Origin of the sequence: Castellaniella sp., from assembly GCF_049671645.1 — a bacterium.
In the GTDB taxonomy this organism is placed as follows: Bacteria; Pseudomonadota; Gammaproteobacteria; order Burkholderiales; family Burkholderiaceae_B; genus Castellaniella.
This window is the reverse complement of the sequence record NZ_JBATVG010000005.1, coordinates 1-23,913: the sequence shown is the minus strand read 5'-3', so window position 1 is coordinate 23,913 and position 23,913 is coordinate 1. Positions and strand designations below refer to the sequence as shown.

Genomic DNA, 23,913 nt, shown 5'->3' with positions numbered 1-23,913 from the left:
GCGTAGTGACGGTTGGCCGTCTCGTATTCCACGTGCGAGGTGTTGATCGTGATGCCGCGCGCCTTTTCTTCGGGCGCGTTGTCGATCTGGTCGTAGCCCTTGGCTTCGCCGCCCATCGCCTTGGCCAGCACCGTCGTGATGGCTGCCGTCAGGGTCGTCTTGCCGTGGTCAACGTGCCCGATCGTCCCCACGTTCACGTGCGGTTTGGTCCGTTCAAACTTGCCTTTTGCCATGATGATTCCTGTAATTTCCTAGGAAATGAAAGAGGGAAACGCCCGGCCTCGCGGCCGGGCATTATGTTATTTGCCGCGAGCGGCGATGACTTCGTCGGCCACGTTGCGCGGGGCCTCGGCGTAGTGCTTGAATTCCATCGTGTAGGTGGCGCGACCCTGGGTCTGCGAACGCAGGCTGGTCGAATACCCGAACATCTCGGCCAGGGGAACCTCGGCCTTGATGATCTTGCCACCGCCCGGGATGTCATCCATGCCCTGCACCATGCCGCGACGGGACGACAGGTCGCCCATCACGGTACCGGCGTAGTCTTCGGGCGTTTCGACTTCCACGTGCATCATGGGTTCGAGCAGCACCGGGTTGGCCTTGCGCATACCTTCCTTGAAGGCCATGGAGCCGGCCATCTTGAAGGCGTTTTCGTTCGAGTCCACATCGTGGTACGAACCGAAGAACAGCGTGACCTTGACGTCCACGACCGGATAGCCGGCCACCACGCCCGCAGGCAGGGTTTCCTGGATGCCCTTGTCCACCGCCGGGATGAATTCACGCGGCACCACGCCGCCCTTGATGGCATCCACGAATTCGTAGCCGCCGCCCGGTTCCAGGGGTTCGAGCTTCAGCACCACGTGGCCATACTGGCCGCGGCCGCCGGACTGCTTGACGAACTTGCCTTCGACTTCGTCGCAGGTCTTGCGGATGGTTTCGCGGTAGGCCACCTGGGGCTTGCCGACGTTGGCCTCGACACCGAATTCACGGCGCATGCGGTCCACCAGCACTTCCAGGTGCAGTTCGCCCATGCCGGAAATGATGGTCTGGCCGGATTCCTCGTCGCTGCGCACACGGAAGGACGGATCTTCGGCGGCCAGGCGCTGCAGGGCGATGCCCATCTTTTCCTGGTCGGCCTTGGACTTGGGTTCCACGGCCTGCGAAATCACGGGTTCCGGGAATTCCATGCGTTCCAGCAGGACGTGATCGCCCACGTCGCACAGGGTTTCACCCGTGGTGACTTCCTTCAGGCCCACGACAGCGGCGATGTCGCCGGCAACCACTTCCTTGATTTCGGCGCGGTTGTTGGCGTGCATCTGCAGAATGCGGCCGATGCGTTCCTTTTTGCCCTTGATCGGGTTGTAGACGGTGTCGCCGGATTTCAGCACGCCCGAATACACACGGATGAAGGTCAGCTGGCCCACGAACGGGTCGGTCATCAGCTTGAATGCCAGCGCCGACAGCTTTTCGTTGTCGTCGGCCTTGCGGCTGATGGCATTGCCTTCGTCGTCGGTGCCCTGCACCGGGGGAATGTCCACCGGGGAAGGCAGGTAATCGATGACCGCGTCGAGCATGCGCTGCACGCCCTTGTTCTTGAAGGCAGTGCCGCACAGCATCGGCTGGATTTCGCCGGCGATGGTGCGAAGGCGGATGCCCTGGTCGATTTCCTGCTCGGTCAGCACACCGGTCTCGAGGTACTTGTTCATCAGTTCCTCGTTGGCCTCGGCGGCGGCCTCGACCAGCTTTTCATGCCATTCGTTGGCCTGATCCACCAGTTCGGCGGGAATGTCGACGTAGTCGAACTTCGTGCCTTGGGAGGCTTCGTCCCAGATGATGCCGCGCATCTTGGTCAGGTCGATGACGCCTTTGAAGCTGTCCTCGGCGCCGATGGGGATGACGATGGGCACGGGGTTGGCCTTCAGGCGCAGACGCATCTGCTCGTAGACCTTGAAGAAGTTGGCGCCGGTACGGTCCATCTTGTTCACGAAGGCCAGGCGAGGCACGCCGTACTTGTTGGCTTGGCGCCACACGGTTTCCGACTGAGGCTGAACGCCGCCCACGGCGCAATACACCATGCAGGCGCCATCGAGCACGCGCATGGAACGTTCGACTTCGATGGTGAAGTCCACGTGTCCCGGGGTGTCGATGATGTTGATGCGGTGTTCGTCGTACTGGTGTTCCATCCCGCGCCAGAATGCCGTGGTGGCAGCCGACGTGATGGTGATGCCGCGTTCCTGTTCCTGCTCCATCCAGTCCATGGTGGCCGAGCCTTCATGGGTTTCGCCAATCTTGTGGTTGACGCCGGTGTAGAACAGGATGCGCTCGGTCGTGGTGGTCTTGCCGGCATCGATGTGCGCGGAAATACCGATATTGCGATAGCGCTGGATGGGAGTCTTGCGGGACATGATTGTTTCCTGTGGAAGGGCCGGCTGGATTACCAGCGGAAGTGGCTGAAGGCCTTGTTGGCTTCTGCCATCTTGTGGGTGTCCTCACGCTTTTTCATGGCGCCGCCGCGGCCTTCGGCGGCGTCCATGAGTTCACCCGCCAAACGCAGGTCCATCGATTTCTCGCCGCGCTTTTTCGCGGCTTCACGCAACCAGCGCATGGCCAGGGCCAGGCGGCGCACGGGGCGCACTTCAACCGGCACTTGGTAGTTGGCGCCGCCGACACGGCGGGATTTGACCTCAACCACCGGCTTGATGTTGTTGATGGCGGTGTTGAAGATTTCGATGGCTTCCTTGCCCGTTTTGGCCTGGATCTGGTCAAACGCGCCGTACACGATGCGTTCCGCCACGGCTTTCTTGCCGGACAGCATGACGACGTTCATGAATTTGGCCAGCTCGACACTGCCGAACTTGGGATCAGGGAGGATTTCACGTTTGGGTACTTCGCGACGACGAGGCATTTCAATTTCCTTGTGACGATTCAGTTGAGCCGCTTTTCGACGGCCACGGCTTCCATTGGGAGAGCCACTTACCTGCCAGAGCCGGATGGCTGTGGCTGCACGTTTTCGATCGACGAGCGATCAATGGGGAACGGCGGGACAGCGGAGAATTATTTCTTCGGCCGCTTGGCGCCGTATTTGGAACGGGATTGCTTGCGGTCCTTGACGCCTTGCAGGTCAAGAGAACCGCGCACGATGTGGTAACGCACACCCGGCAAGTCCTTGACGCGACCGCCACGCACCAGAACCACCGAGTGTTCCTGGAGATTGTGGCCTTCGCCGCCAATGTACGAGATGACCTCGAAACCGTTGGTCAGGCGCACCTTGGCGACCTTACGCAGAGCGGAGTTCGGCTTTTTCGGGGTGGTGGTGTAGACACGGGTGCAGACGCCGCGACGCTGGGGGCAATTTTCCAGCGCGGGGCTCTTGCTGCTCTCGCGACTGACTTGGCGCGGTTTGCGCAGCAGTTGAGCAATAGTAGGCATGACCTTTACGCATCCTTTGTACTTGCGTACGTTTACGTCGATATTCAGGTGATTAGCACAAAATCCGCCTGAAACGAATGACGTAAAAGAGCGGGTCTTGCACGAACCCATCAGGCGGTGTGCCTGATGAACTGACCGATGGCGACAAACCAGGCAGCGCATACTGCGACCTGCCGCCTTTATTCGGTAAGCTCGCCAGTGTAGCATGTTGCCTGGATAAGAGACAAGCCGTTTTGAATGTCACGGCCAATACGCCTGCCCGCGCCGCGATATTGTCAGTTTCGGGTCGGCTAGTGTACTGTTTGGTTAATTCAGGGTTCCGGACGCCGATCCGGAGACAGGAGTCCGCCGATCCCATTGGCCGGCTCAACGACGGAGCAAGCGATGACCTACGATGCTGTGACCGAACAAGATCCTCTTGGCATGCGCGGGATCGAGTTCATCGAATATCTGTCGCCGCACCCCGACGACCTGGGCGCCGTATTCACGCGGCTGGGCTTCCGGCTCGTCGCCCGGCACCGCTCGCGGGCGGTCTCGCTGTACCGCCAGGGCGACATGAACATCATCATCAACGCGGACGACATCGCACTGTCCAGCCGGACGGTGCAAGACGAAGGCGACCAGATCAGCGCCATCGCCATCCGGGTCGCCAACGCCAACCAGGCCTATCATCACTGCATCCAGCAAGGCGCCTGGGCGGTCCCCACCCGGGCGGACGTCATGGAGCTGAAAATCCCCGGCATCCGGGGCCCCGGCGACTCCACGCTCTATCTGGTCGACCATCAGCACAAGGTGTCCATCTACGACGTCGATTTCGAATACGTGTCCGACGACCACAACCCGCCTGCGCTCATCGGCGGGCTGAAGTTCTTCGGCGTCGTTCAATACATCAACCCGGAAAGCACCGCCGAATGGATCCGTTTCCACGCCCGGATGATGGGGTTTCGCGCGCTGCCGCCCCAAACCCGGTTCGGCATCCTGCCGCAGGGCACCATTCTTCAAAGCCCGCATGGGCATTTCTACCTGCAACTGATCGAGCCCGTCGGAGACGCCCTGTTCGATGCCGAATGGTACGAACAGCTCGCGCGCCTGGCGTTCGGCACCCCGGACGTGCCGGCCACCGTCCGCATCCTGCGAGAGCGCGGGGTTTCCTTCGAAGACAATGAGTTCGCGCATCCCGACACGCAGGGCGCCGTGACGGCGGGACTGTCCTTCGGCATCAATTTCGAAATCGTCCGCTGCCCCGCCACCCCGGAAAGCCCCTGACAGCCTGGCTGCGGCGCACTTTCTCCAACGTCCGACCCGGCCCCGCGCCGGGTTTTTCACGTACCCGAGTCTGGACGCCCTCTCGGGAAAATCCCTAGAAAAATCTGTTTGACGGTGATTCAGGCCTCAACTACAGTCATTGCATGTACCAGTTAGTACATTTATGGACACCATGCGACTCACCACTGAAAAACCCGCCCTGCTGCTGGGCCTGATCGGAGAAGGGATCCGTGAATCCCTGAGCCCGACCCTGTACGAAGACGAAGCCGCCCGCCACGGCATCCTGTGCCTGTACCAACGCATCGACCTGGATGCCCTGCGGCTGACCGCCGCCGCCCTGCCGGAACTGCTCACCTCGGCGGAACGGCTGGGCTTCAACGGACTGAACATCACACATCCCTGCAAGCAGGCGGTCATCCAGCATCTGGACGAGCTCTCGGACGAAGCGCAGGCCATCGGCGCGGTCAACACGGTCGTGCTGTGCGACGGCCGGCGCATCGGCCACAACACCGACCACTACGGCTTCACACAGAACATGCGGCAGCACATGGCCGGCCGAGCGCTTGGGCATGTCGTCCAGCTGGGCACGGGCGGCGCCGGGTCCGCAGTGGCGGACGCGGTCCTGCGCCTGGGGGCCCGTCGCCTGACGCTCTTCGACCTATCGGCGCAGCGGGCGCAGGATCTGGCCCAGGCGCTGCAAGCGCGCTTTCCGGGCGCGAGCATCGAAGTCGGCGACGATCTGGCCCGCGCCATGCGGCAGGCGGACGGCCTGGTCAACGCCACGCCGATCGGTATGGCCAGCCATCCGGGCACCCCGCTGCCGCCGGAACTGCTGGAACCCCGGCACTGGTTCTCGGAAATCATCTATTTCCCGCTGGAAACCGAACTGCTGCGGATCGCCCGCGCCAAGGGCTGCCACACGATCGACGGCATCGGCATGGTCGTGCACCAGGCGGCCCGCGCCTTCGAGCTCTACACGGACGGCATCCCGGCCGATAGCGCCCGCATGACCGATCACGTCACCCAGGTCCTGAAACACCGGGCAGCCGCCCGCCAGGACGGCTGAGCCTCTCTCACCCCCTCCAGGGAGATTATCTTGAACAGGATTATTGAAGGCTTCACCAAATCCCTGCAATGCCTGATCGCCATCATGCTGATGATCATGGTGGTCCTCGTCTTCGGCAACGTCGTGCTGCGATACGGCTTCAACTCCGGGATCATCGTGTCCGAAGAAGTCTCCCGCATGTTGTTCATCTGGGTGACGTTCCTGGGCAGCGTGGTCGCCATGCGCGAAAACGCCCATCTGGGATCGAATTTCATCGTCAACGCGTTCGGTCCGGCCGGGCGGCGCATCTGCCTGCTGGCGGGCCGGCTGGTCATGCTCTACCTATGCTGGCTGGTCTTTCGCGGCGCGCTGGACCAGACCGAAATCAACCTGTCCGTGCCCGCCCCCATCACGGGCATGTCGATGGGTCTGTTCTATTCCAGCGGCATCGTGTTCAGCGTGCTGGGCGCGCTGGTGCTGCTGTGCGACCTGGTCAAACTCGCCACGGGGTCCGCCCAGTCCGTGGACCGGTTCCTGGATAACACCGGAGGACAAGCATGATTCTCACGACTTTCCTCGTCGCGCTGCTGGGTTCGATGGCCATCGGCATGCCCATCGCCTTCGCGCTGATGGTCTCGGCTGTCGCCCTGATGTGGCAGCTGGACATGTTCGATGCCCAGATCCTGGCGCAAAACCTGATCAACGGGGCCAATAGTTTCCCGCTGCTGGCCGTGCCCTTTTTCATGCTGGCCGGCGAAATCATGACCGTGGGCGGGCTGTCGCGGCGCATCGTGAACTTCGCCATGGTCCTGGTCGGCCACGTCAGGGGCGGGCTGGGCTACGTGACCATCATCACCGCCTGCCTGATGGCCGCGCTGTCCGGCTCCGCCGTCGCCGATGCCGCCGCCATGACGGCGCTGCTGCTGCCCATGATGGTCGCGGCCGGCCACGACAAGAAGCAGGCCGCCGGGCTCATCGCCTCGGCCGGCATCATCGCGCCGGTGATTCCGCCCAGCATCGGGCTGATCATCTTCGGCGTGTCGGCCAATGTCTCGATCTCCAAGCTCTTCCTGGCCGGCATTTTCCCGGGTCTGCTGATGGGCGCGGCGCTGTGGTTCACCTGGGCATGGCTGATGCGCCGGGAAAAAAACCTCACGCCCACGCCCCGGAAAACTCTGCGCGAAGTCCTGCAGGCCGCGCGCGAAGGCATCTGGGCGCTGGGCATGCCCGTCATCATCGTCGTCGGTCTGCGCTTCGGCATCTTCACCCCCACCGAGGCCGCCGTGGTGGCGGCCGTGTACGCCCTGTTCGTGTCCACGGTGATCTATCGGGAAATGTCCTGGAAGGACTTCTACCAGGTCTTCTACAACTCGGCCAAGGTCAGCGCCATCATCATGCTGCTGGTGGCCGCCGCCATGGTCAGCGCGTGGCTCATCACGGTGGCCGGACTGCCCGACCGCATGGTGGACCTGCTCGAACCCCTGATCGACAACCCGATGCTGCTGATGATCATCGCCATGATCCTGGTGGTGCTGATCGGCACGGCCATGGACATGACGCCCACCATCCTGATCCTGACGCCCGTGCTGATGCCCGCCGTGAAAGCCGCCGGCATCGATCCGGTGTATTTCGGGGTGCTCTTCATCATCAACAACGCCATCGGCCTGATCACGCCGCCCGTCGGCACGGTGCTCAACACCGTGGCCGGCGTCGGCCGCCTGAGCATGGACGACACGGTCAGGGGCGCCTTGCCGTTCCTGATCGCACAGCTCATCGTCCTGGCGCTTCTGGTGCTGTTCCCCAGCCTGGTTCTCGTACCCGCCCACTGGCTTTACTAGTCTGACCACAAAAGGAGACAAGCATGAAACGACGTTTATTCCTGAGCACCGCCGTCGCCATGGCGCTAGGCCTTTCATCCCTGGCCCCCGCCCATGCCGCCGACATCCGCGAACACTCGATCAAGTTCGCCTCGCAGAACAACAAGGGGCATCCCCAGGTGATGGGCATGCAGAAATTCGCCGACCTGGTCGCCCAGAAATCCGGCAACAAGATCCGGGTGCGGCTGTTTCCCGGCGGCGTCCTGGGAGGCGATCTGGAAACCGTCTCGGCGCTGCAGGGCGGCACCATCGAAATGACGGTGCTCAATTCAGGCATCCTGCAGGCCCAGGTCAAGGACTTCGCCGCCTACGATTTCCCCTTCCTGTTCAACAACGACAAGGAAGTGGACGCCCTGGTGGACGGCCCCTTCGGGCAGGCGCTGCACCAGAAGCTCCAGGCCAAAGGCCTGGTGGGCCTGGCCTACTTCGACCTGGGTTTTCGCAACATCACCAACGGCAAGCACCCCATCAACAAACCCGAAGACATCGCCGGCCTTAAGCTGCGCGTGATCCAGTCGCCCATCTATGTGGATGTCTTCAAGGCCCTGGGCGCCAACCCGACGCCGCTGGCCTGGCCCGAGGTCTACAACGCACTGGAACAAGGCGCGGTGGACGGCCAGGAAAACCCCTTCACGGTCATCCTGAACGCCAAGCTCGACGAGGTGCAGAAGTATCTGGCCATCACGCGCCACATCTATAACCCTCAGTCCGTTATCATCAGCAAGAAGTTCTGGGACACGCTCAACCCCGACGAGCAGAAGCTGATTCAGGATGCCGCCACCGAGGCAGCCGTCTATCAGCGCAAGGTCTCGCGCGATGCCGCCGCCACCGCGCTGGAAACCTTGAAGAAGCACGGCATGCAAGTCACAGAGATGTCACCGGACGACTTGAACAAGATGCGCGAAATGGTCAAACCCGTCGTGGAAAAGTATTCGCAGGAAGTCGGCGAAGAAACCGCGAAGGCCCTGTACACCCAGCTGGACAAGATCCGCCAGCAGTAGCGGCCCCGCCGGATGCGGGCCGGCCCGGCGCCGGTCCGCATCCGGATTCCCCACTTCATACACTGGACATGCATTCATGAAATTCCTCGTTCTGCACGGCATCAACCTCAATATGTTCGGCAAGCGCGACCCCAAGCAATACGGGACGATCACGCTGGAACAGATCGACGCCCGACTGACCCGGCGCGCCGCGGAACTCGGAGTCGAGGTCGAAACCTACCAGACGAACTGCGAAGGCGCCTTCTGCGAACGCATCCACCGGGCGCACGACGAGGGCATCGCCGGCATCGTGATCAACGCAGGGGCCTGGACCCATTACAGCTATGGCATCCGGGACGCGCTGGCCATTCTGTCCGTGCCCATCGTTGAAACCCACATGTCCAACATCCACGCCCGCGAGGCATTCCGCCACCAGTCCGTGCTGGCCGAAGTGTGCCTGGGCCAGATCGCGGGCTTCGGGGCGGATAGCTACCTGCTGGCGTTGCAGGCGGCCGTTTCAGCCGCGAAGGCTCAACATGCATGACACCGTCCCCCAGGGGTCGGGCGGTCGCGCCAATGACCCGGTCGCGACCCGCCGGAACATCCTGGAAGTCGCCATCCGGGAATTCGCCAAGAAGGGGCTGGCAGGCGCCCGGATCGACGAAATCGCGGAACAGACGTCCGCCAGCAAGCGGATGATCTACTACTACTTCAAGAGCAAGCAGGGGCTGTACCTGGCAGCCCTGGAAGAGTCCTACCGCAACATCCGGGACATCGAAAGCACGCTGCATCTGGAAAGCCTGCCTCCGGATCAGGCCATGCGCACGCTGGTGGGGTTCACCTTCGACTATCAGTCGCAAAACACCGATTTCGTGCGGCTGGTCATGAACGAGAACATGCACAACGGCCACTACCTGGCGCAATCGGCCACGATCAAGGACCTGAACATTCCCGCCATCGCCGGAATCCGGGGCATCTACGCGCGCGGCTGCGAACAGGGCCTGTTCCGCAAGGACCTGGATCCGATCGACATCCACGCATCGATCAGCGCGCTGTGCTTCTTCAACGTGGCCAACCAGCACACCTTTTCCCTGATTTTCCGGCGCAACGTGATGGACCCGGAGATCTACGCGCAGCGACGCGCCAACGTCATCGAGATGGTGTTGCGCTACATGCTGGCATAACCCTGCCCATACCGCCGTTCGGCTACTGGATGGATCGACATGTCTCGCCGTTTTTCCCTTGCCCACCTGACTGCACTGAATCTGACCCCGCCCGCCTTGGTGGATATCGCCGCCCAGGCAGGCTACCAGGCCTGCGGGCTGCGACTGCTGCCCTTCACCTTCGGCGGGGTCGCCTACCGCCTGATGGACGATCCGCTGCTGCGGGACGAAACGCTGGCGCGCATGCGGGATACCGGCATCCAGGTCCAGGACATTGAAATCCTGCGCCTGAACGAGACCTTCAAGGTCAGCCCCTACCAGTCCTTTTTCGAGGCCGGGCAACAACTGGGCGCGAAACACATCCTGGTGGCCGGAGAAGACCGGGACAGGAACCGCCTGATCGACTCATTCGCCCGCCTCTGCGAGGCGTGCAAACCGTACGGCCTCACCGCCGACATCGAGTTCATGCCCTGGCTGGCGATCAACGATCTGGCCGCCGCCCGCTCGCTCATCGAAGCCGCGGGGCAGGACAACGGCGGCGTGCTGATCGACCCGCTGCACTTCGCCCGATCCGGCAGCACGCTGGACCAATTGGCGGACCTGCCGGCGTCAATGACGCACTATGCGCAGATCTGCGACGCGCCGGCGGACGCGCCGACCGACACGGCGGGGATGATCCACCAATCCAGATCCGCGCGCCTGGCGCCCGGAGAAGGTGGCATCCCGCTGAAAGCTATCCTTCAGCGGTTGCCGCAGGACATTCCCATCAGCATTGAAATCCCCAACGATGCCCAGTGCGAGCAGCGCGGCCAGGCCGCCTGGGTCCGGTATTGCCTGGAGGCGTCGCAGCGGTTTTTCGATCGGGAAAACGACTAGCGCCCCGCCGGCCACAACGGCCGGCGCCCGGGATCCGCTCAGCGCGGCAGCAGCATCCGCAAGACCGCGTCCACGTCCGGCATGACGCCGCGCCAGATGCGGAAGGATTCCGCCGCCTGTCCGACCAGCATGCCCAGGCCGTCGGCCACCAGGGCGGCCCCCTGGGCGCGGGCGTCCGCCATGAAGGGCGTCTGGCGGCCGTAGACCATCTCGTAGGCCAGCGCCCCCGGCGCATACAGTTCCCGCCCCAGATCCAGAGCGCCATCGGACAGGCCCGTCGAAGTCGCATTGATGACGACGTCGAACCGCCCGCCATGCGCCGCCGACAAGCCGCCCGCCGCGATCGGCTGACTGTCCTTCCAGGGCTCGATCAAGGCCCGGGCCCTATCCTCGTTGCGATTGACGACCAGCAGGCTGGCCGGACCGGCCTGCAGCACCGGCAGCAAGACGCCTCGCGCCGCGCCGCCCGCCCCGACGATCAGAACCCGCCGGTCCGCCAGCGGCACGCCCAGATGACTCTGGATATCGAAAACCAGACCGAAGCCATCCGTGTTGTCGCCCAGGATGCCGTCCTGCGTGAAACTCAAGGTATTCACGGCCTGGGCCGCCCGCGCCCGATCACTCAGCCGGTCGGACAGGGCCAGGGCATCCAGCTTGAACGGCGCCGTGACGTTCATGCCCTTGCCGCCCGCGGCCATGAACGCCCGCACCGCCGGCTCGAAAGCGTCCGGCGCGGCCAGGATGGCCTCGTAGCGGATGTCATGGCCGAACTGCCGGGCGAATGCCGCATGGATGACAGGGGATTTGGACTGGGCAATCGGATTGCCGATGACGGCATAGCGGTCGGTCATGGGAAAGAAGGCAGGCTGGTCGATCGGACCGTTAGCGTAGCAAAAATTCCATCGGAAGATCTTCCGGGAAATCTCGTGATCGCCCAAGGCGCGAGGAATCCGGCGGCGCCATGAAAAAACGCCGCCCCGGACGAATCCGGGGCGGCGCGTTCAGCACGTCGCGATCGCGGCTTATTCTTCGGACTGCGACTCCGAGTTCGCTGCCGGATCGGCATCGGCGCCGGTCTCGTCGGAACCCACGTGCGCCATCTCCGAAGGATCGGCGAACGGGTTGGCCTGCTCGCGCGCGGCGGCCCGTTCGGCGGCCTCGAAGATCTCCCTTTCGTGACGGGCGATATGGTAGGACATACCGGTACCCGCCGGGATCAGGCGACCCACGATGACGTTTTCCTTCAGGCCGCGCAGGTCGTCGCGTTTGCCCATGATGGCGGCTTCGGTCAGCACCCGGGTCGTTTCCTGGAAGGACGCGGCCGAGATGAACGAATCCGTGGACAGCGAGGCCTTGGTGATCCCCAGCAGCACGTTGTCGTACGAAGCCGGGAGCTTGCCCTCGGCGTCCATGCGGTCATTGGCATTCAGCAGTTCGGCGCGTTCCACCTGTTCGCCGGTGATGAATTCCGTATCGCCCGCATTGGTGATGTTCACGCGACGCAGCATCTGACGCACGATGACTTCGATGTGCTTGTCGTTGATCTTCACGCCCTGCAGACGGTAGACGTCCTGGACTTCGTTGACCACATAAGAGGCCAGAGGCTCGATGCCCTGCAGGCGCAGGATATCGTGCGGATCGGCCGGGCCGTCGACGATCAGTTCGCCCTTGTTGACCACCTGGCCGTCGTGCACCAGCACCTGCTTTTCCTTGGAAATCAGGAACTCGTGGCTGACGCCGTCCATGTCGGTGATGACCAGACGCTGCTTGCCCTTGGTGTCCTTGCCGAAGGACACCGTGCCGGTGACTTCGGCCAGCACGCCGGCATCCTTCGGGGACCGGGCCTCGAACAGCTCGGCCACACGCGGCAGACCGCCAGTGATGTCGCGGGTTTTCTGCGATTCCTGCGGGATCCGCGCCAGGAAGTCGCCCACCCCGACGGCCTGGCCGTCGCGCACGGTGATCAGCGCGCCCACGGGCAGCGAGATCGCGACCGCATGGTCGGTGCCGGCGACCTTGATTTCCTGGCCCTGCTCGTCCAGCAGCAGGATCTGCGGACGCGCCGCGCCCTTGGTGCTGCGCGTCTTGGGCGTGATCACCACCAGCGTGGACAAGCCGGTGATTTCGTCGACCTGGCGGGCGACGGTCACACCTTCCTCGATGTTGGCGAAACGGACCGCGCCGGTGTATTCGGACACGATCGGACGGGTCAGCGGGTCCCAGGTAGCCAGCTTGGCGCCGGCCTTGATGGTGTCGCCGTCGCCCACCAGGATGGTTGCGCCATAGGGGACCTTGTGGCGTTCGCGCTCGCGGCGATTGTCGTCATAGACGACGATTTCGCCGGACCGCGACACGGCGATGCGATCGCCCTTGGCATTGGTCAGGTAGCGCAGGCCGATGGCGAAGCCCACGGCGCCGGCGGACTTGGTTTCAATGGAGCTGGCCAGCGCCGAACGCGAGGCCGCGCCGCCGATGTGGAAGGTCCGCATCGTCAGCTGGGTGCCCGGTTCGCCGATGGACTGGGCGGCGATCACGCCGACCGCTTCGCCCTTGTTGACCAGGGATCCGCGGCCCAGATCGCGTCCATAGCAATGGGCGCACAGGCCATGGCGGGTTTCGCAGGTCAGGGGCGTGCGGATCTTGACCTCATCGATGTTCAGGCGCTCGATGAGTTCGACCTTGTCTTCATCCAGCAGGGTGCCTGCCGGAATGACGGTTTCCTGGGAGTCCGGATTGACCACGTCGATGGCCGTCACACGTCCCAGCACCCGGTCGCCCAGGGCTTCGACGACTTCGCCGCCTTCCAGCAGCGCCTTCATCACGTAACCGTGCGTGGTGCCGCAATCGTCTTCGGTGATTACCAGGTCCTGGGTCACGTCCACCAGACGGCGGGTCAGGTAACCGGAGTTGGCGGTCTTCAGCGCCGTATCGGCCAGGCCCTTGCGGGCGCCGTGCGTCGAGATGAAGTACTGCAACACGTTCAGGCCTTCCCGGAAGTTGGCCGTGATCGGGGTTTCGATGATGGAGCCGTCCGGCTTGGCCATCAGGCCGCGCATCCCCGCCAGCTGGCGGATCTGGGCGGCGGAGCCCCGGGCGCCGGAGTCGGCCATCATGTAGATGGAATTGAACGATTCCTGGCGGGTTTCCTTCCCGTGGCGGTCAAGGACCGGCTCGGTGGAGAGCTGTTCCATCATGGCCTTGCCCACGCGGTCGCCGGCCTTGCCCCAGATGTCCACCACGTTGTTGTAGCGTTCCTGGGCCGTGACCAGACCGGAGGAATACTGGCGGTCGATTTCCTTCACTTCGCCGGAGGCCTGAGCCAGGATGTCGCGCTTGGCGTCGGGCACCACCATGTCGCCCATGGCGATGGACACGCCCGCACGAGTAGCCAGGCGATAACCGGACTGCATCAGTTTGTCGGCGAAGATCACCGTGGCCCGCAGGCCGCAACGGCGATAGCACATGTTGATGAGCTTGGAGATTTCCTTTTTCTTCAGCGACTTGTTCAGCACCGTGAACGACAGGCCCTGCGGCAGGATCTCGGACAGCAAGGCGCGGCCCACCGTGGTCTGATAACGGTGGATTTCCTGCTGCCATTCGCCGTCCTCGCCCTTGACGTATTCCGGCACACGCGTCGTGATGCGGGTCTGCAGCTCGACTTCGTGGTTGTCGTAGGCGCGCTGGACTTCCGCCAGGTCGGCCAGGAACATGCCCTCGCCCTTGCCGTTGATGCGTTCACGCGAAGCGTAGTACAGGCCCAGCACGATGTCCTGGGACGGCACGATGGCCGGTTCGCCGTTGGCGGGGAACAACACGTTGTTCGACGCCAGCATCAGGGTGCGGGCTTCCAGCTGGGCTTCCAGGGACAGCGGCACGTGCACGGCCATCTGGTCGCCGTCGAAGTCGGCGTTGAAGGCCGCGCAGACCAGCGGGTGCAACTGGATGGCCTTGCCTTCGATCAGTTGCGGCTCGAACGCCTGGATGCCCAGACGGTGCAGGGTCGGCGCCCGGTTCAGCATGACCGGGTGTTCGCGGATGACTTCTTCCAGGATGTCCCAGACGACGGGTTCCTGGCTTTCGACCAGTTTCTTCGCCGCCTTGATGGTGGTCGCCAGACCCATCATTTCCAGGCGGTTGAAAATGAAGGGCTTGAACAGTTCCAGCGCCATCAGCTTGGGCAGGCCGCACTGATGCAGGCGCAGCTGCGGACCCACCACGATGACCGAACGGCCCGAGTAGTCGACGCGCTTGCCCAGCAGGTTCTGACGGAAGCGCCCGCTCTTGCCCTTGATCATGTCGGCCAGGGACTTCAACTGGCGCTTGTTGGCGCCGGTCATGGCCTTGCCGCGGCGGCCGTTGTCCAGCAGCGAATCCACGGATTCCTGCAACATGCGCTTTTCGTTGCGCAGGATGATGTCCGGGGCTTTCAGTTCCAGCAGGCGCTTCAAGCGGTTGTTGCGGTTGATGACGCGGCGGTACAGATCGTTCAGATCGGACGTGGCGAAACGCCCGCCGTCCAGCGGCACCAGGGGGCGCAGGTCCGGCGGCAGCACCGGCAGGACTTCCATGATCATCCAGTCGGGCTTGATGCCGGACTTCTGGAAGCCTTCCAGGACCTTCAGGCGCTTGGAGATCTTCTTGATCTTGGCGTCGGAGCCCGTGGCCTTGAGCTCGCCGCGCAGCTTCTCGACTTCGGAGTCGATGTCGATGGTGCGCAGCAGTTCGCGCACGGCTTCCGCGCCCATCAGGGCGTGGAAGTCGTCGCCGTATTCCTCAGTCTTGGCCAGGTAATCGTCGTCGGACATGATCTGGCCGCGTTTCAGCGGCGTCATGCCGGGTTCGATCACGCACCAGGCTTCAAAGTACAGCACGCGCTCGATGTCGCGCAGCGTCATGTCCAGCACCATGCCCAGCCGCGACGGCAGGGACTTCAGGAACCAGATGTGCGCCACCGGGCTGGCGAGCTCGATGTGGCCCATGCGCTCGCGACGGACCTTCGCCACCGTGACTTCGACGCCGCACTTTTCGCAGATGACGCCGCGATGCTTCAGGCGCTTGTACTTGCCGCACAGGCACTCGTAGTCCTTGATCGGGCCGAAGATCTTGGCGCAGAACAGACCGTCGCGTTCCGGTTTGAACGTGCGGTAGTTGATCGTCTCGGGCTTGCGGACCTCGCCAAAGGACCACGAGCGGATCTTTTCGGGCGAGGCAATGCCGATCTTGATGGCGTCGAATTGCTCGTCCTGGGAGACTTGCTTGAAGAGATCGAGTAGCGCTTTCATTATTTACGCTCCAGATCCATGTCCAGGGACAGGGATCGAATTTCCTTGACCAGCACGTTGAAGGACTCGGGCATGCCCGCATCGATCACGTGATCGCCCTTGACGATGTTCTCGTAGACCTTGGTCCGGCCGGAGATATCGTCGGACTTCACCGTCAGCATTTCCTGCAGGGTGTAGGCGGCGCCATAGGCTTCCAGCGCCCAGACTTCCATTTCCCCGAAACGCTGGCCCCCGAACTGCGCCTTGCCGCCCAGCGGCTGCTGGGTGACCAGGGAGTACGGACCGGTGGAACGGGCGTGCATCTTGTCGTCCACCAAGTGGTGCAGCTTCAGGAAGTGCATGTAGCCCACGGTCACCGGACGCTCGAATTCCTCGCCGGTGCGGCCGTCGGTCAGCCAGGCCTGGGTGCGGCCGCTGGTGAGCTTCAGGCGCTCGGCGACGTCATCCGGGTAGGCGACTTCCAGCATGTGGGTGATGTCTTCCTCGGTCGCGCCGTCGAACACCGGCGTGGCCAGCGGCACCCCGCGGCGCAGGTTGTTGGCCAGCGACATGACCTCGTCGTCGGACAGCTGATCCAGCTTCGCGAAACCGCTGTAGACCGTATCCAGCATCTTGCGCACGGACTTGATCTGCACGCCGCGTTCCTCGTCGAGCAGGTCGGCGACCCGCTGACCCAGGCCCTTGGCGGCCCAGCCCAGGTGCACTTCCAGCACCTGGCCGATGTTCATCCGCGACGGCACCCCCAGGGGGTTCAGCACGATGTCCACCGGCGTGCCGTCGGCCATGTGCGGCATGTCCTCGATCGGCGTGATGCGAGAGACGACACCCTTGTTGCCGTGACGGCCGGCCATCTTGTCGCCCGGTTGCAGGCGGCGTTTGACGGCCAGGTAGACCTTGATCATCTTCAGCACGCCCGGCGGCAGTTCGTCGCCTTGCGTGAGCTTCTTGCGCTTTTCCTCGAAGGCCAGATCGAACTGGTGGCGTTTCTGCTCCAGCGCGTCCTTGACCTGTTCCAGGGCGACGGCGGCGTCCTCGTCGGACAGGCGAATGTCGAACCACTGCCAGCGGTCCAGATCGTCCAGGTACTCGGCGGCCAGCGCCGTGCCCTTGGCCAGCTTGCGGGGGCCGCCATTGGCGGTCTTGCCCAGCAACTGCTTGCGCAGGCGGTCGAAGGCGTCGTTCTCGACGATGCGCAGCTGGTCGTTCAGGTCCTGGCGGTAGCGGCGCAGTTCGTCGTCGATGATGGACTGGGCGCGTTTGTCGCGCTCGATGCCTTCACGCGTGAAGACCTGCACGTCGATGACGGTGCCCACCATGCCGGAGGGCACGCGCAGCGACGTGTCCTTCACGTCGGACGCTTTTTCGCCGAAAATGGCGCGCAGCAGCTTTTCTTCCGGCGTCAGCTGGGTCTCGCCCTTGGGCGTGACCTTGCCGACCAGCACGTCGTCGGCGCGGACTTCGGCGCCGATGTGCACGATGCCGGAATCGTCCAGGCGGTTCAACTGGGTCTCGGCCAGGTTCGAGATATCGCGCGTGATTTCTTCAGGTCCGAGCTTCGTGTCGCGGGCGACGACAGTCAGTTCCTCGATGTGGATCGAGGTGTAGCGGTCGTCGGCCACCACGCGCTCGGAGATCAGCACCGAGTCTTCGAAGTTGTAGCCGTTCCAGGGCATGAACGCGATCAGCATGTTCTGGCCCAGGGCGAGTTCGCCCAGATCGCTGGAAGCGCCATCGGCCAGCACGTCGCCGCGCGCGACCAGGTCGCCGCGCGCCACGATGGGACGCTGGTTGATGTTCGTGTTCTGGTTGGAACGCGTGTATTTTTTCAGGTTGTAGATGTCCACGCCGACTTCGCCGGCGACGTTTTCATCATCGTTCACCCGGATCACGACACGTTCCGCATCGACGAAATCGACGATCCCGCCACGCGTGGCCTGCACGGTCGTGCCCGAGTCCACGGCCACGGTGCGTTCGATGCCGGTGCCCACCAGCGGCTTTTCAGGCCGCAGGCAAGGCACGGCCTGACGCTGCATGTTGGCGCCCATCAGTGCCCGGTTCGCGTCGTCGTGTTCCAGGAACGGGATCAGGGATGCCGCCACCGACACGATCTGCGACGGAGCCACGTCCATGTAGTGGACGTTGGCCGGGGCCGTCAGCATGGTTTCACCCGCTTCGCGGCAGGCGACCAGATCGTCTTCGAAACGGCCTTCATCGTCCAGATGCGCATTGGCCTGGGCGATGACGTATTTGCTTTCCTCGATGGCCGACAGATATTCGATCTGGTCGGACACCCGGCCGTCGATGATCTTGCGGTACGGGGTTTCCAGGAAGCCGTATTCGTTCAGGCGGGCGTACAGGGCCAGGGAATTGATCAGACCGATGTTCGGGCCTTCCGGCGTTTCGATCGGGCAGACACGGCCGTAGTGGGTCGGGTGCACGTCGCGGACTTCGAAGCCCGCGCGCTCGCGCGTCAGACCGCCCGGTCCCAGGGCGGACACACGACGCTTGTGCGTGATTTCCGACAAGGGGTTGGTCTGGTCCATGAACTGCGACAGCTGGCTGGAGCCGAAGAATTCCTTGATGGCCGCCGAAATCGGCTTGGAATTGATCAGGTCGTGCGGCATCAGGTTTTCGGTTTCCGCCTGCCCCAGCCGTTCCTTGACAGCGCGCTCGACGCGCACCAGGCCGGCGCGGAACTGGTTTTCCGCCAGCTCGCCCACGCAGCGCACGCGCCGGTTGCCCAGGTGATCGATGTCGTCGATCTGGCCGCGGCCGTTGCGCAGATCCACCAGCACCTTGATGGTGCTGAGGATGTCGTCGTCGGTCAACGTCAGCGGGCCTTCGTTGCCTTCGTTCAGGCCCAGACGGCTGTTGACCTTCATGCGACCCACGCGCGACAGATCGTAGGTTTCCTCGGAATAGAACAAGCGCTGGAACAGGGCCTCGACGGCCTCTTCGGTCGGCGGCTCGCCGGGACGCATCATGCGATAGATGGCCACGCGCGCGGCCATCTGGTCGGCGGTCTCATCCGTGCGCAGCGTCTGGGAAATGTAGGCGCCTTCGTTCAGTTCATTGATGTACAGCGTTTCGATGTCGCGGATGCCGGCGGCGCGCAGCTCGGCCAGCAGGGATTCCGTGATTTCATCGTTGGCCTGCGCCAGCACTTCGCCGGTGTCGGGGCTGACGACGTTCTTCGCCAGCACGCGGCCCAGCAGGAAGTCTTCCGGCACGGAAATATGATCGACCTTGGCGGCGGTCAGGTCGCGCAGGTGCTTCGCATTGATGCGCTTGTCTTTTTCGACGATGACGTTGCCTTTCTTGTCGGCGATGTCAAAGCGGGCGACCTCGCCCTTCCAGCGATCCGGCACGAATTCCAGCATGCCGCCTTCGTTGTGCAGCGCGATGTGGTCGAAGCTGGAAAAATAGGCCAGGATGGCTTCCGGCGTCATGCCGAGGGCCTTCAGCAGGATGGTGACGGCCATCTTGCGGCGACGGTCGATCCGGAAGAACAGGATGTCCTTGGGGTCGAACTCGAAATCCAGCCAGGAGCCGCGGTAAGGAATCACGCGGGCGGAAAACAGCAGCTTGCCGGAACTGTGGGTCTTGCCGCGGTCATGCTCGAAGAACACGCCGGGCGAACGGTGCAGCTGCGACACGATGACGCGTTCGGTCCCGTTGATCACAAACGAACCGGTGTCCGTCATGAGCGGAATTTCGCCCATGTAGACTTCCTGCTCTTTCACTTCCTTGACGGTGGGCTTGCTGACTTCACGATCCATCAGCACCAGGCGGACTTTCGCCCGCAGGGGCGACGCATAGGTCAGACCACGCAGCTGGCATTCCTTGACGTCAAAGACCGGGGTGCCCAGCACATAGCTGACAAATTCCAAACGGGCCATCTGGTTGTGGCTGACGATTGGAAATATCGAATTGAAGGCCGCCTGCAGACCTTCATCCTTGCGTTTGGATGCGGTACTATCCGCCTGCAGGAAGGTCTTGAACGAATGCAATTGCGTAGCCAGCAGATACGGAACGTCCTGGACGTCCGCGCGCTTGGCGAAGCTTTTGCGTATGCGCTTCTTTTCGGTGTACGAATAAGGCATGAGCACTCCGACTCGAGGGTTGCTTAGGCCGTTAACCACGGCCATGGTTTACGACTCCGGAAAACCCGGCTCTGGGCGATGCCGCCAGGGGCACCGAACGCGGGTTTTCTGGAAACGCAAAAGCCCGGGAAGGCGTGATAGCTTCCCGGGCGCGGCGAGCAGGGTCTTACTTCAGTTCGACCTTGGCGCCGGCTTCTTCCAGCTTCTTCTTCGCGTCTTCGGCACCAGCCTTGTCCACGCCTTCCTTGACGGGCTTCGGAGCGCCATCGACCAGGTCCTTGGCTTCTTTCAGGCCCAGACCGGTGATTTCACGAACAGCCTTGATGACGCTGACCTTGTTGGCGCCGACTTCGGCCAGGACGACCGTGAATTCGGTTTGCTCTTCAGCAGCGGCGGCAGCGCCGCCGGCGGCCGGGGCAGCAGCCACGGCGACAGCGGCCGCAGCGGCGGACACGCCGAATTTGTCTTCCATTTCTTTGATCAGCTCGGACAGTTCGAGCACGCTCATGGCGGCGATCGCGTCCAGGATTTCAGCTTTAGTTGCCATTTTTAGAACTCCAGATAATTAAATAAGCCAGGTTTGGTTGTCGCTGGTAACAGCGAAGCCCCACGCAGTCTGCTTACGCAGCCTGCTTCTGGTCGCGGACGGCCGCCAGGCCGCGCACGAACTTCGTGGGCACTTCGTTGAGCGTACGCACAAACTGAGCGATGGGCGCCTGCATGGTGCCCAGCAGCTTCGACAGCAATTCCTCGCGCGACGGCATCGTGGCCAGAGCCTTGACGCCATCCTGGTTCAGCAGGCTGTTGGGGAGGGCCCCGCCAGTGATGACCAGTTTGTCGTTGGTTTTCGCGAAATCGGACAGGACCTTGGCGGCCGCGACCGGGTCAGTGCTGATCCCGTAGATCAGCGGACCGGTCAGCTGTGCCGACAACCCATCAAAGGGGGTGCCGGACAGCGCGCGACGCACCAGCGTGTTTTTCAACACGCGCAGGTACACGCCCGATTCACGCGCAGTTTTGCGCAATACGGTTACGGAGGCGACGTCCAGACCACGATACTCGGCGACGATGATCGACTGGGCGCGGCTGACTTCAGCAGCGACTTCCTCGATGACCACCGCCTTTTCTTGGCGATTGAGACTCATGGTTGAACACTCCTTCTAACGATGCCGGAGAAACCTCCGACATCAACCGAATGCGGCGCACCTGGTCGAGTTCATGAATGAAATCTTCCTGGGCGCCGTCTACGCTGGATCCGGTCAACTACCCGGGATTAAGCCCTTGATCCGATGATGTCTGGATGAAGGGCTCCAGCGGTCTTTGACAGCAGTGCCCGATCAAATGACCGGGCACGGCCCAAAGTTCTGTGTGTCTTAAGCGGCCAGCGAGGCCAACTCGACACGCGCCCCGCCACCCATGGTGGAGGACACGGCAACCTTGCGCAGATAGATGCCCTTGGCCGCCGCGGGGCGAGCCTTGTTCAGGGCGTCGATCAGGGCGCTGAGGTTGCTTTGCAGCTTTTCAACGTCGAAGGACGCGCGACCGATCGTGGCATGAATGATGCCGGCCTTGTCGGTGCGATACTGCACCTGACCGGCCTTGGCGTTCTTCACGGCAGTGACCACATCGGGCGTGACGGTACCGACCTTGGGGTTCGGCATCAGGCCGCGAGGACCCAGCACCTGACCCAGGGCGCCGACGACGCGCATGGTGTCGGGCGAGGCGATGACGATATCAAAGTCGATGTTGCCGGCCTTGATGCTGGCGGCCAGGTCGTCCAGGCCGACGATGTCGGCGCCGGCGGCCTTGGCGGCTTCGGCCTTTTCGCCTTGGGCGAACACGGCGACGCGAACGGTCTTGCCCGTGCCGGCGGGCAGCACGACGGAACCGCGAACCAGTTGGTCGGATTTTTTCGGATCGATGCCCAGTTGCACGGCCACGTCGATGGATTCATCGAATTTGGCGGTGGCGGTTTCCTTGACCAGGGTCAGGGCTTCGGCCACGGCGTACAGTTTGGTGCGGTCGATCTTGGCAGCGATAGCTGCGGCGCGTTTGCTGAGCTTTGCCATGATTACACCACCCCTTCCACGTCGATGCCCATGCTGCGGGCGCTACCGGCAATGGTCCGCACTGCGGCGTCCAGATCGGCGGCCGTCAGGTCCGGTTCTTTGGTCTTGGCGATTTCTTCCGCCTGGGCGCGGGTCAGCGTGCCGACCTTTTCGGAATTCGGACGAGCCGAGGCCTTTTGGATACCCGCGGCTTTCTTGATCAGAATCGTGGCCGGCGGAGTCTTCATGATGAACGTGAAGCTCTTGTCGGCAAACGCGGTGATCACCACCGGAATCGGCAGACCGGGTTCCATGCCCTGGGTCTTGGCGTTGAACGCCTTGCAGAATTCCATGATGTTCAGACCGCGCTGACCCAGCGCCGGACCGATCGGGGGGGAGGGATTGGCCTTACCAGCTGGCACTTGCAGCTTGATGAAGCCGACGATTTTCTTCGCCATGCGATGCTCCTGTCGGGTAGTTGCGCCCGTCCTGGAAAGGACTGGCTCCCCGGGTTAATAAACGCCCCCACGCTGCGCCTTCGGCTTGCTGCCCCGGAGGGGCATTTTTACCTTAGCGCGGCCTGGCGGTAAAAAGTCAGACCTTTTCGACCTGGCTGAAATCCAGCTCGACCGGCGTGGCGCGACCAAAGATCGTGACCGACACCCGGACCTTGCTTTTTTCGTAATTGACTTCTTCGACACTGCCGTTGAAGTCGGCAAACGGGCCTTCTTTGACGCGGACGGTTTCGCCGACTTCGAAGAGGACCTTGGGGCGCGGCTTTTCCACGCCCTCTTCCATTTGCGATAGAATCTTTTCGACCTCGCGTTCGGAGATCGGGGCCGGCCGATTACCGGACCCGCCCAGAAACCCGGTGACGCGGTTGGTGCTTTTGACCAAATGCCAGGTTTCGTCGGTCAGGTCCATCTCGACCAGCACATAGCCGGGGAAAATCCGGCGTTCAGTGATGGACTTGCGACCGTCCTTGATTTCAACGACTTCTTCCGAAGGAACCAGGATACGGCTGAAGGCATCCTGCAGCCCGGCGCGCTCGATGCGTTCAACCAAAGCCTTGTGGACGCTTTTTTCCATGCCAGAATAGACATGGACGACATACCAGCGTTTGCTCATGCGGAAATTGTTCCTTAGTTCCAGCCCAGCAGCAGACCATAGATGATCCAGCCCAGCAGCTTGTCAGCCACCCACAGCAGGACTCCCATGGCAACCACAAAGGCGAACACAATCGCTGTCATGCGCGTGGTTTCCTGGCGCGAAGGCCAGACGACACGGCGGGTCTCGTTGTAGGATTCACGGCCGAAGGCCAACGTGCGCCGCCCGGTATCGCTGAATACGACAATGACGGCCGCTACGATCAGGCCGGCAATGAAGGCGCCTACGCGGACGTAAGTCGGCTGATTGACCAGAACTGAATACGCCACGATCCCTGCCGCAACGACAAGCACAGCCAGACCGAGCTTGAGCCGGTCAGCGGTTCGATTGACTGTTTCTACGTTCTGTTGCGACATAATCGGGCGGTTGGCACCGCAATGGCGGTGAAGTGATCGGTGGCAGGGGCAGAAGGAATCGAACCCTCAACCTTCGGTTTTGGAGACCGACGCTCTGCCAATTGAGCTATACCCCTAGACCTAAAAACGATGGTGCGTTGCCGCACCGTCGTTTTTTAAGACGTGGTGAGCGACCAGCCCACCATTGTACATCAGTTTTACTTGATGATTTTGGCGACGACGCCGGCGCCCACGGTACGACCGCCTTCGCGGATGGCGAAACGCAGGCCCTCTTCCATGGCGATCGGCGCAATCAGGTTCACCGTCATCGAGACGTTGTCACCC

The 23,913-nt window shown here is 62.7% G+C and carries 20 protein-coding genes, 1 tRNA gene and 2 pseudogenes; 8 read left to right on the top strand and 15 right to left on the bottom strand.

Translation table 11 applies throughout. The features are described 5' to 3' along the window. The 4 genes from WBG56_RS01115 to rpsL all read right to left on the bottom strand — a co-directional run. A partial coding sequence (locus tag WBG56_RS01115; protein WP_424264707.1) for a GTP-binding protein occupies positions 1 to 233 on the bottom strand: 233 nt, incomplete at its 3' end. Between the two features lie 66 nt (positions 234 to 299). Next, entirely contained in the window at positions 300 to 2,402 is a 2,103-nt protein-coding gene (gene fusA / locus WBG56_RS01110; RefSeq protein WP_424264706.1) for an elongation factor G, read from the bottom strand. A gap of 29 nt (positions 2,403 to 2,431) precedes the next feature. Beyond that, positions 2,432 to 2,902, bottom strand: coding sequence for a 30S ribosomal protein S7 (gene rpsG / locus WBG56_RS01105; RefSeq protein WP_424264705.1), 471 nt, complete (start codon positions 2,900 to 2,902; stop codon positions 2,432 to 2,434). Between the two features lie 149 nt (positions 2,903 to 3,051). After that, positions 3,052 to 3,426, bottom strand: coding sequence for a 30S ribosomal protein S12 (gene rpsL / locus WBG56_RS01100; protein WP_346951432.1), 375 nt, complete (start codon positions 3,424 to 3,426; stop codon positions 3,052 to 3,054). A 384-nt stretch (positions 3,427 to 3,810) separates the two neighbouring features. On the opposite strand from rpsL, the gene WBG56_RS01095 reads away from it, so the two are divergent. From WBG56_RS01095 to WBG56_RS01060, 8 genes and pseudogenes are all read left to right on the top strand, one after another. Continuing rightward, positions 3,811 to 4,692 carry a 4-hydroxyphenylpyruvate dioxygenase gene (locus tag WBG56_RS01095; protein ID WP_424264704.1) on the top strand — a complete coding sequence of 294 codons (882 nt, stop codon included), beginning with the start codon at positions 3,811 to 3,813 and terminating at the stop codon, positions 4,690 to 4,692. Between the two features lie 172 nt (positions 4,693 to 4,864). Continuing rightward, positions 4,865 to 5,743: pseudogene (locus WBG56_RS01090) on the top strand (shikimate dehydrogenase); the annotation flags it as partial. Between the two features lie 45 nt (positions 5,744 to 5,788). Beyond that, complete coding sequence (locus tag WBG56_RS01085; protein ID WP_424264703.1) at positions 5,789 to 6,298, top strand: TRAP transporter small permease; 510 nt, start codon at positions 5,789 to 5,791, stop codon at positions 6,296 to 6,298. Next, positions 6,295 to 7,575, top strand: a complete 1,281-nt coding sequence (locus WBG56_RS01080) for a TRAP transporter large permease subunit (RefSeq protein ID WP_424264702.1) — start codon at positions 6,295 to 6,297, stop codon at positions 7,573 to 7,575. Before WBG56_RS01085 ends, WBG56_RS01080 begins: the two co-directional genes overlap by 4 nt. Positions 7,576 to 7,598: 23 nt before the next feature. Continuing rightward, complete coding sequence (locus WBG56_RS01075) at positions 7,599 to 8,615, top strand: TRAP transporter substrate-binding protein (protein ID WP_424264701.1); 1,017 nt, start codon at positions 7,599 to 7,601, stop codon at positions 8,613 to 8,615. Between the two features lie 76 nt (positions 8,616 to 8,691). Then, positions 8,692 to 9,138, top strand: coding sequence for a type II 3-dehydroquinate dehydratase (gene aroQ / locus WBG56_RS01070; protein ID WP_424264700.1), 447 nt, complete (start codon positions 8,692 to 8,694; stop codon positions 9,136 to 9,138). Further along, positions 9,131 to 9,778, top strand: coding sequence for a TetR/AcrR family transcriptional regulator (locus WBG56_RS01065; RefSeq protein WP_424264699.1), 648 nt, complete (start codon positions 9,131 to 9,133; stop codon positions 9,776 to 9,778). The genes aroQ and WBG56_RS01065 overlap by 8 nt, the downstream gene beginning before the upstream one ends. Before the next feature lie 39 nt (positions 9,779 to 9,817). Continuing rightward, positions 9,818 to 10,633 (top strand): sugar phosphate isomerase/epimerase family protein, encoded by an 816-nt coding sequence (locus WBG56_RS01060; protein ID WP_424264698.1) that lies wholly within the window; start codon positions 9,818 to 9,820, stop codon positions 10,631 to 10,633. Positions 10,634 to 10,671: 38 nt separating this feature from the next. Here the strand turns inward: WBG56_RS01060 and aroE are convergent, their stop codons facing one another. From aroE to WBG56_RS01005, 11 genes and pseudogenes are all read right to left on the bottom strand, one after another. Next, on the bottom strand, positions 10,672 to 11,484 hold the full coding sequence (gene aroE, locus WBG56_RS01055) for a shikimate dehydrogenase (RefSeq protein WP_424264697.1): 813 nt from the start codon (positions 11,482 to 11,484) through the stop codon (positions 10,672 to 10,674). 171 nt (positions 11,485 to 11,655) lie between these two features. Next, entirely contained in the window at positions 11,656 to 15,915 is a 4,260-nt protein-coding gene (gene rpoC, locus WBG56_RS01050; protein WP_424264696.1) for a DNA-directed RNA polymerase subunit beta', read from the bottom strand. Beyond that, positions 15,915 to 20,018, bottom strand: a complete 4,104-nt coding sequence (gene rpoB, locus WBG56_RS01045) for a DNA-directed RNA polymerase subunit beta (protein ID WP_424264695.1) — start codon at positions 20,016 to 20,018, stop codon at positions 15,915 to 15,917. The genes rpoC and rpoB overlap by 1 nt, the downstream gene beginning before the upstream one ends. 166 nt (positions 20,019 to 20,184) lie before the next feature. After that, positions 20,185 to 20,565 carry a 50S ribosomal protein L7/L12 gene (rplL, locus tag WBG56_RS01040; RefSeq protein WP_424264694.1) on the bottom strand — a complete coding sequence of 127 codons (381 nt, stop codon included), beginning with the start codon at positions 20,563 to 20,565 and terminating at the stop codon, positions 20,185 to 20,187. A gap of 73 nt (positions 20,566 to 20,638) precedes the next feature. Further along, positions 20,639 to 21,163: a 50S ribosomal protein L10 gene (rplJ, locus tag WBG56_RS01035; RefSeq protein ID WP_424264693.1), complete on the bottom strand. Its 525-nt coding sequence runs from the start codon at positions 21,161 to 21,163 to the stop codon at positions 20,639 to 20,641. A 228-nt stretch (positions 21,164 to 21,391) separates the two neighbouring features. Beyond that, complete coding sequence (rplA, locus tag WBG56_RS01030) at positions 21,392 to 22,087, bottom strand: 50S ribosomal protein L1 (RefSeq protein WP_424264692.1); 696 nt, start codon at positions 22,085 to 22,087, stop codon at positions 21,392 to 21,394. Between the two features lie 2 nt (positions 22,088 to 22,089). Continuing rightward, complete coding sequence (rplK, locus tag WBG56_RS01025; RefSeq protein WP_424264691.1) at positions 22,090 to 22,524, bottom strand: 50S ribosomal protein L11; 435 nt, start codon at positions 22,522 to 22,524, stop codon at positions 22,090 to 22,092. Between the two features lie 136 nt (positions 22,525 to 22,660). Beyond that, positions 22,661 to 23,194 carry a transcription termination/antitermination protein NusG gene (gene nusG, locus WBG56_RS01020; RefSeq protein WP_424264690.1) on the bottom strand — a complete coding sequence of 178 codons (534 nt, stop codon included), beginning with the start codon at positions 23,192 to 23,194 and terminating at the stop codon, positions 22,661 to 22,663. 14 nt (positions 23,195 to 23,208) lie between these two features. Continuing rightward, on the bottom strand, positions 23,209 to 23,589 hold the full coding sequence (gene secE / locus WBG56_RS01015) for a preprotein translocase subunit SecE (protein WP_424264689.1): 381 nt from the start codon (positions 23,587 to 23,589) through the stop codon (positions 23,209 to 23,211). Between the two features lie 40 nt (positions 23,590 to 23,629). Then, positions 23,630 to 23,705: transfer RNA gene (locus WBG56_RS01010), tRNA-Trp, on the bottom strand. A gap of 81 nt (positions 23,706 to 23,786) precedes the next feature. Then, positions 23,787 to 23,913: pseudogene (locus tag WBG56_RS01005) on the bottom strand (elongation factor Tu); the annotation flags it as partial.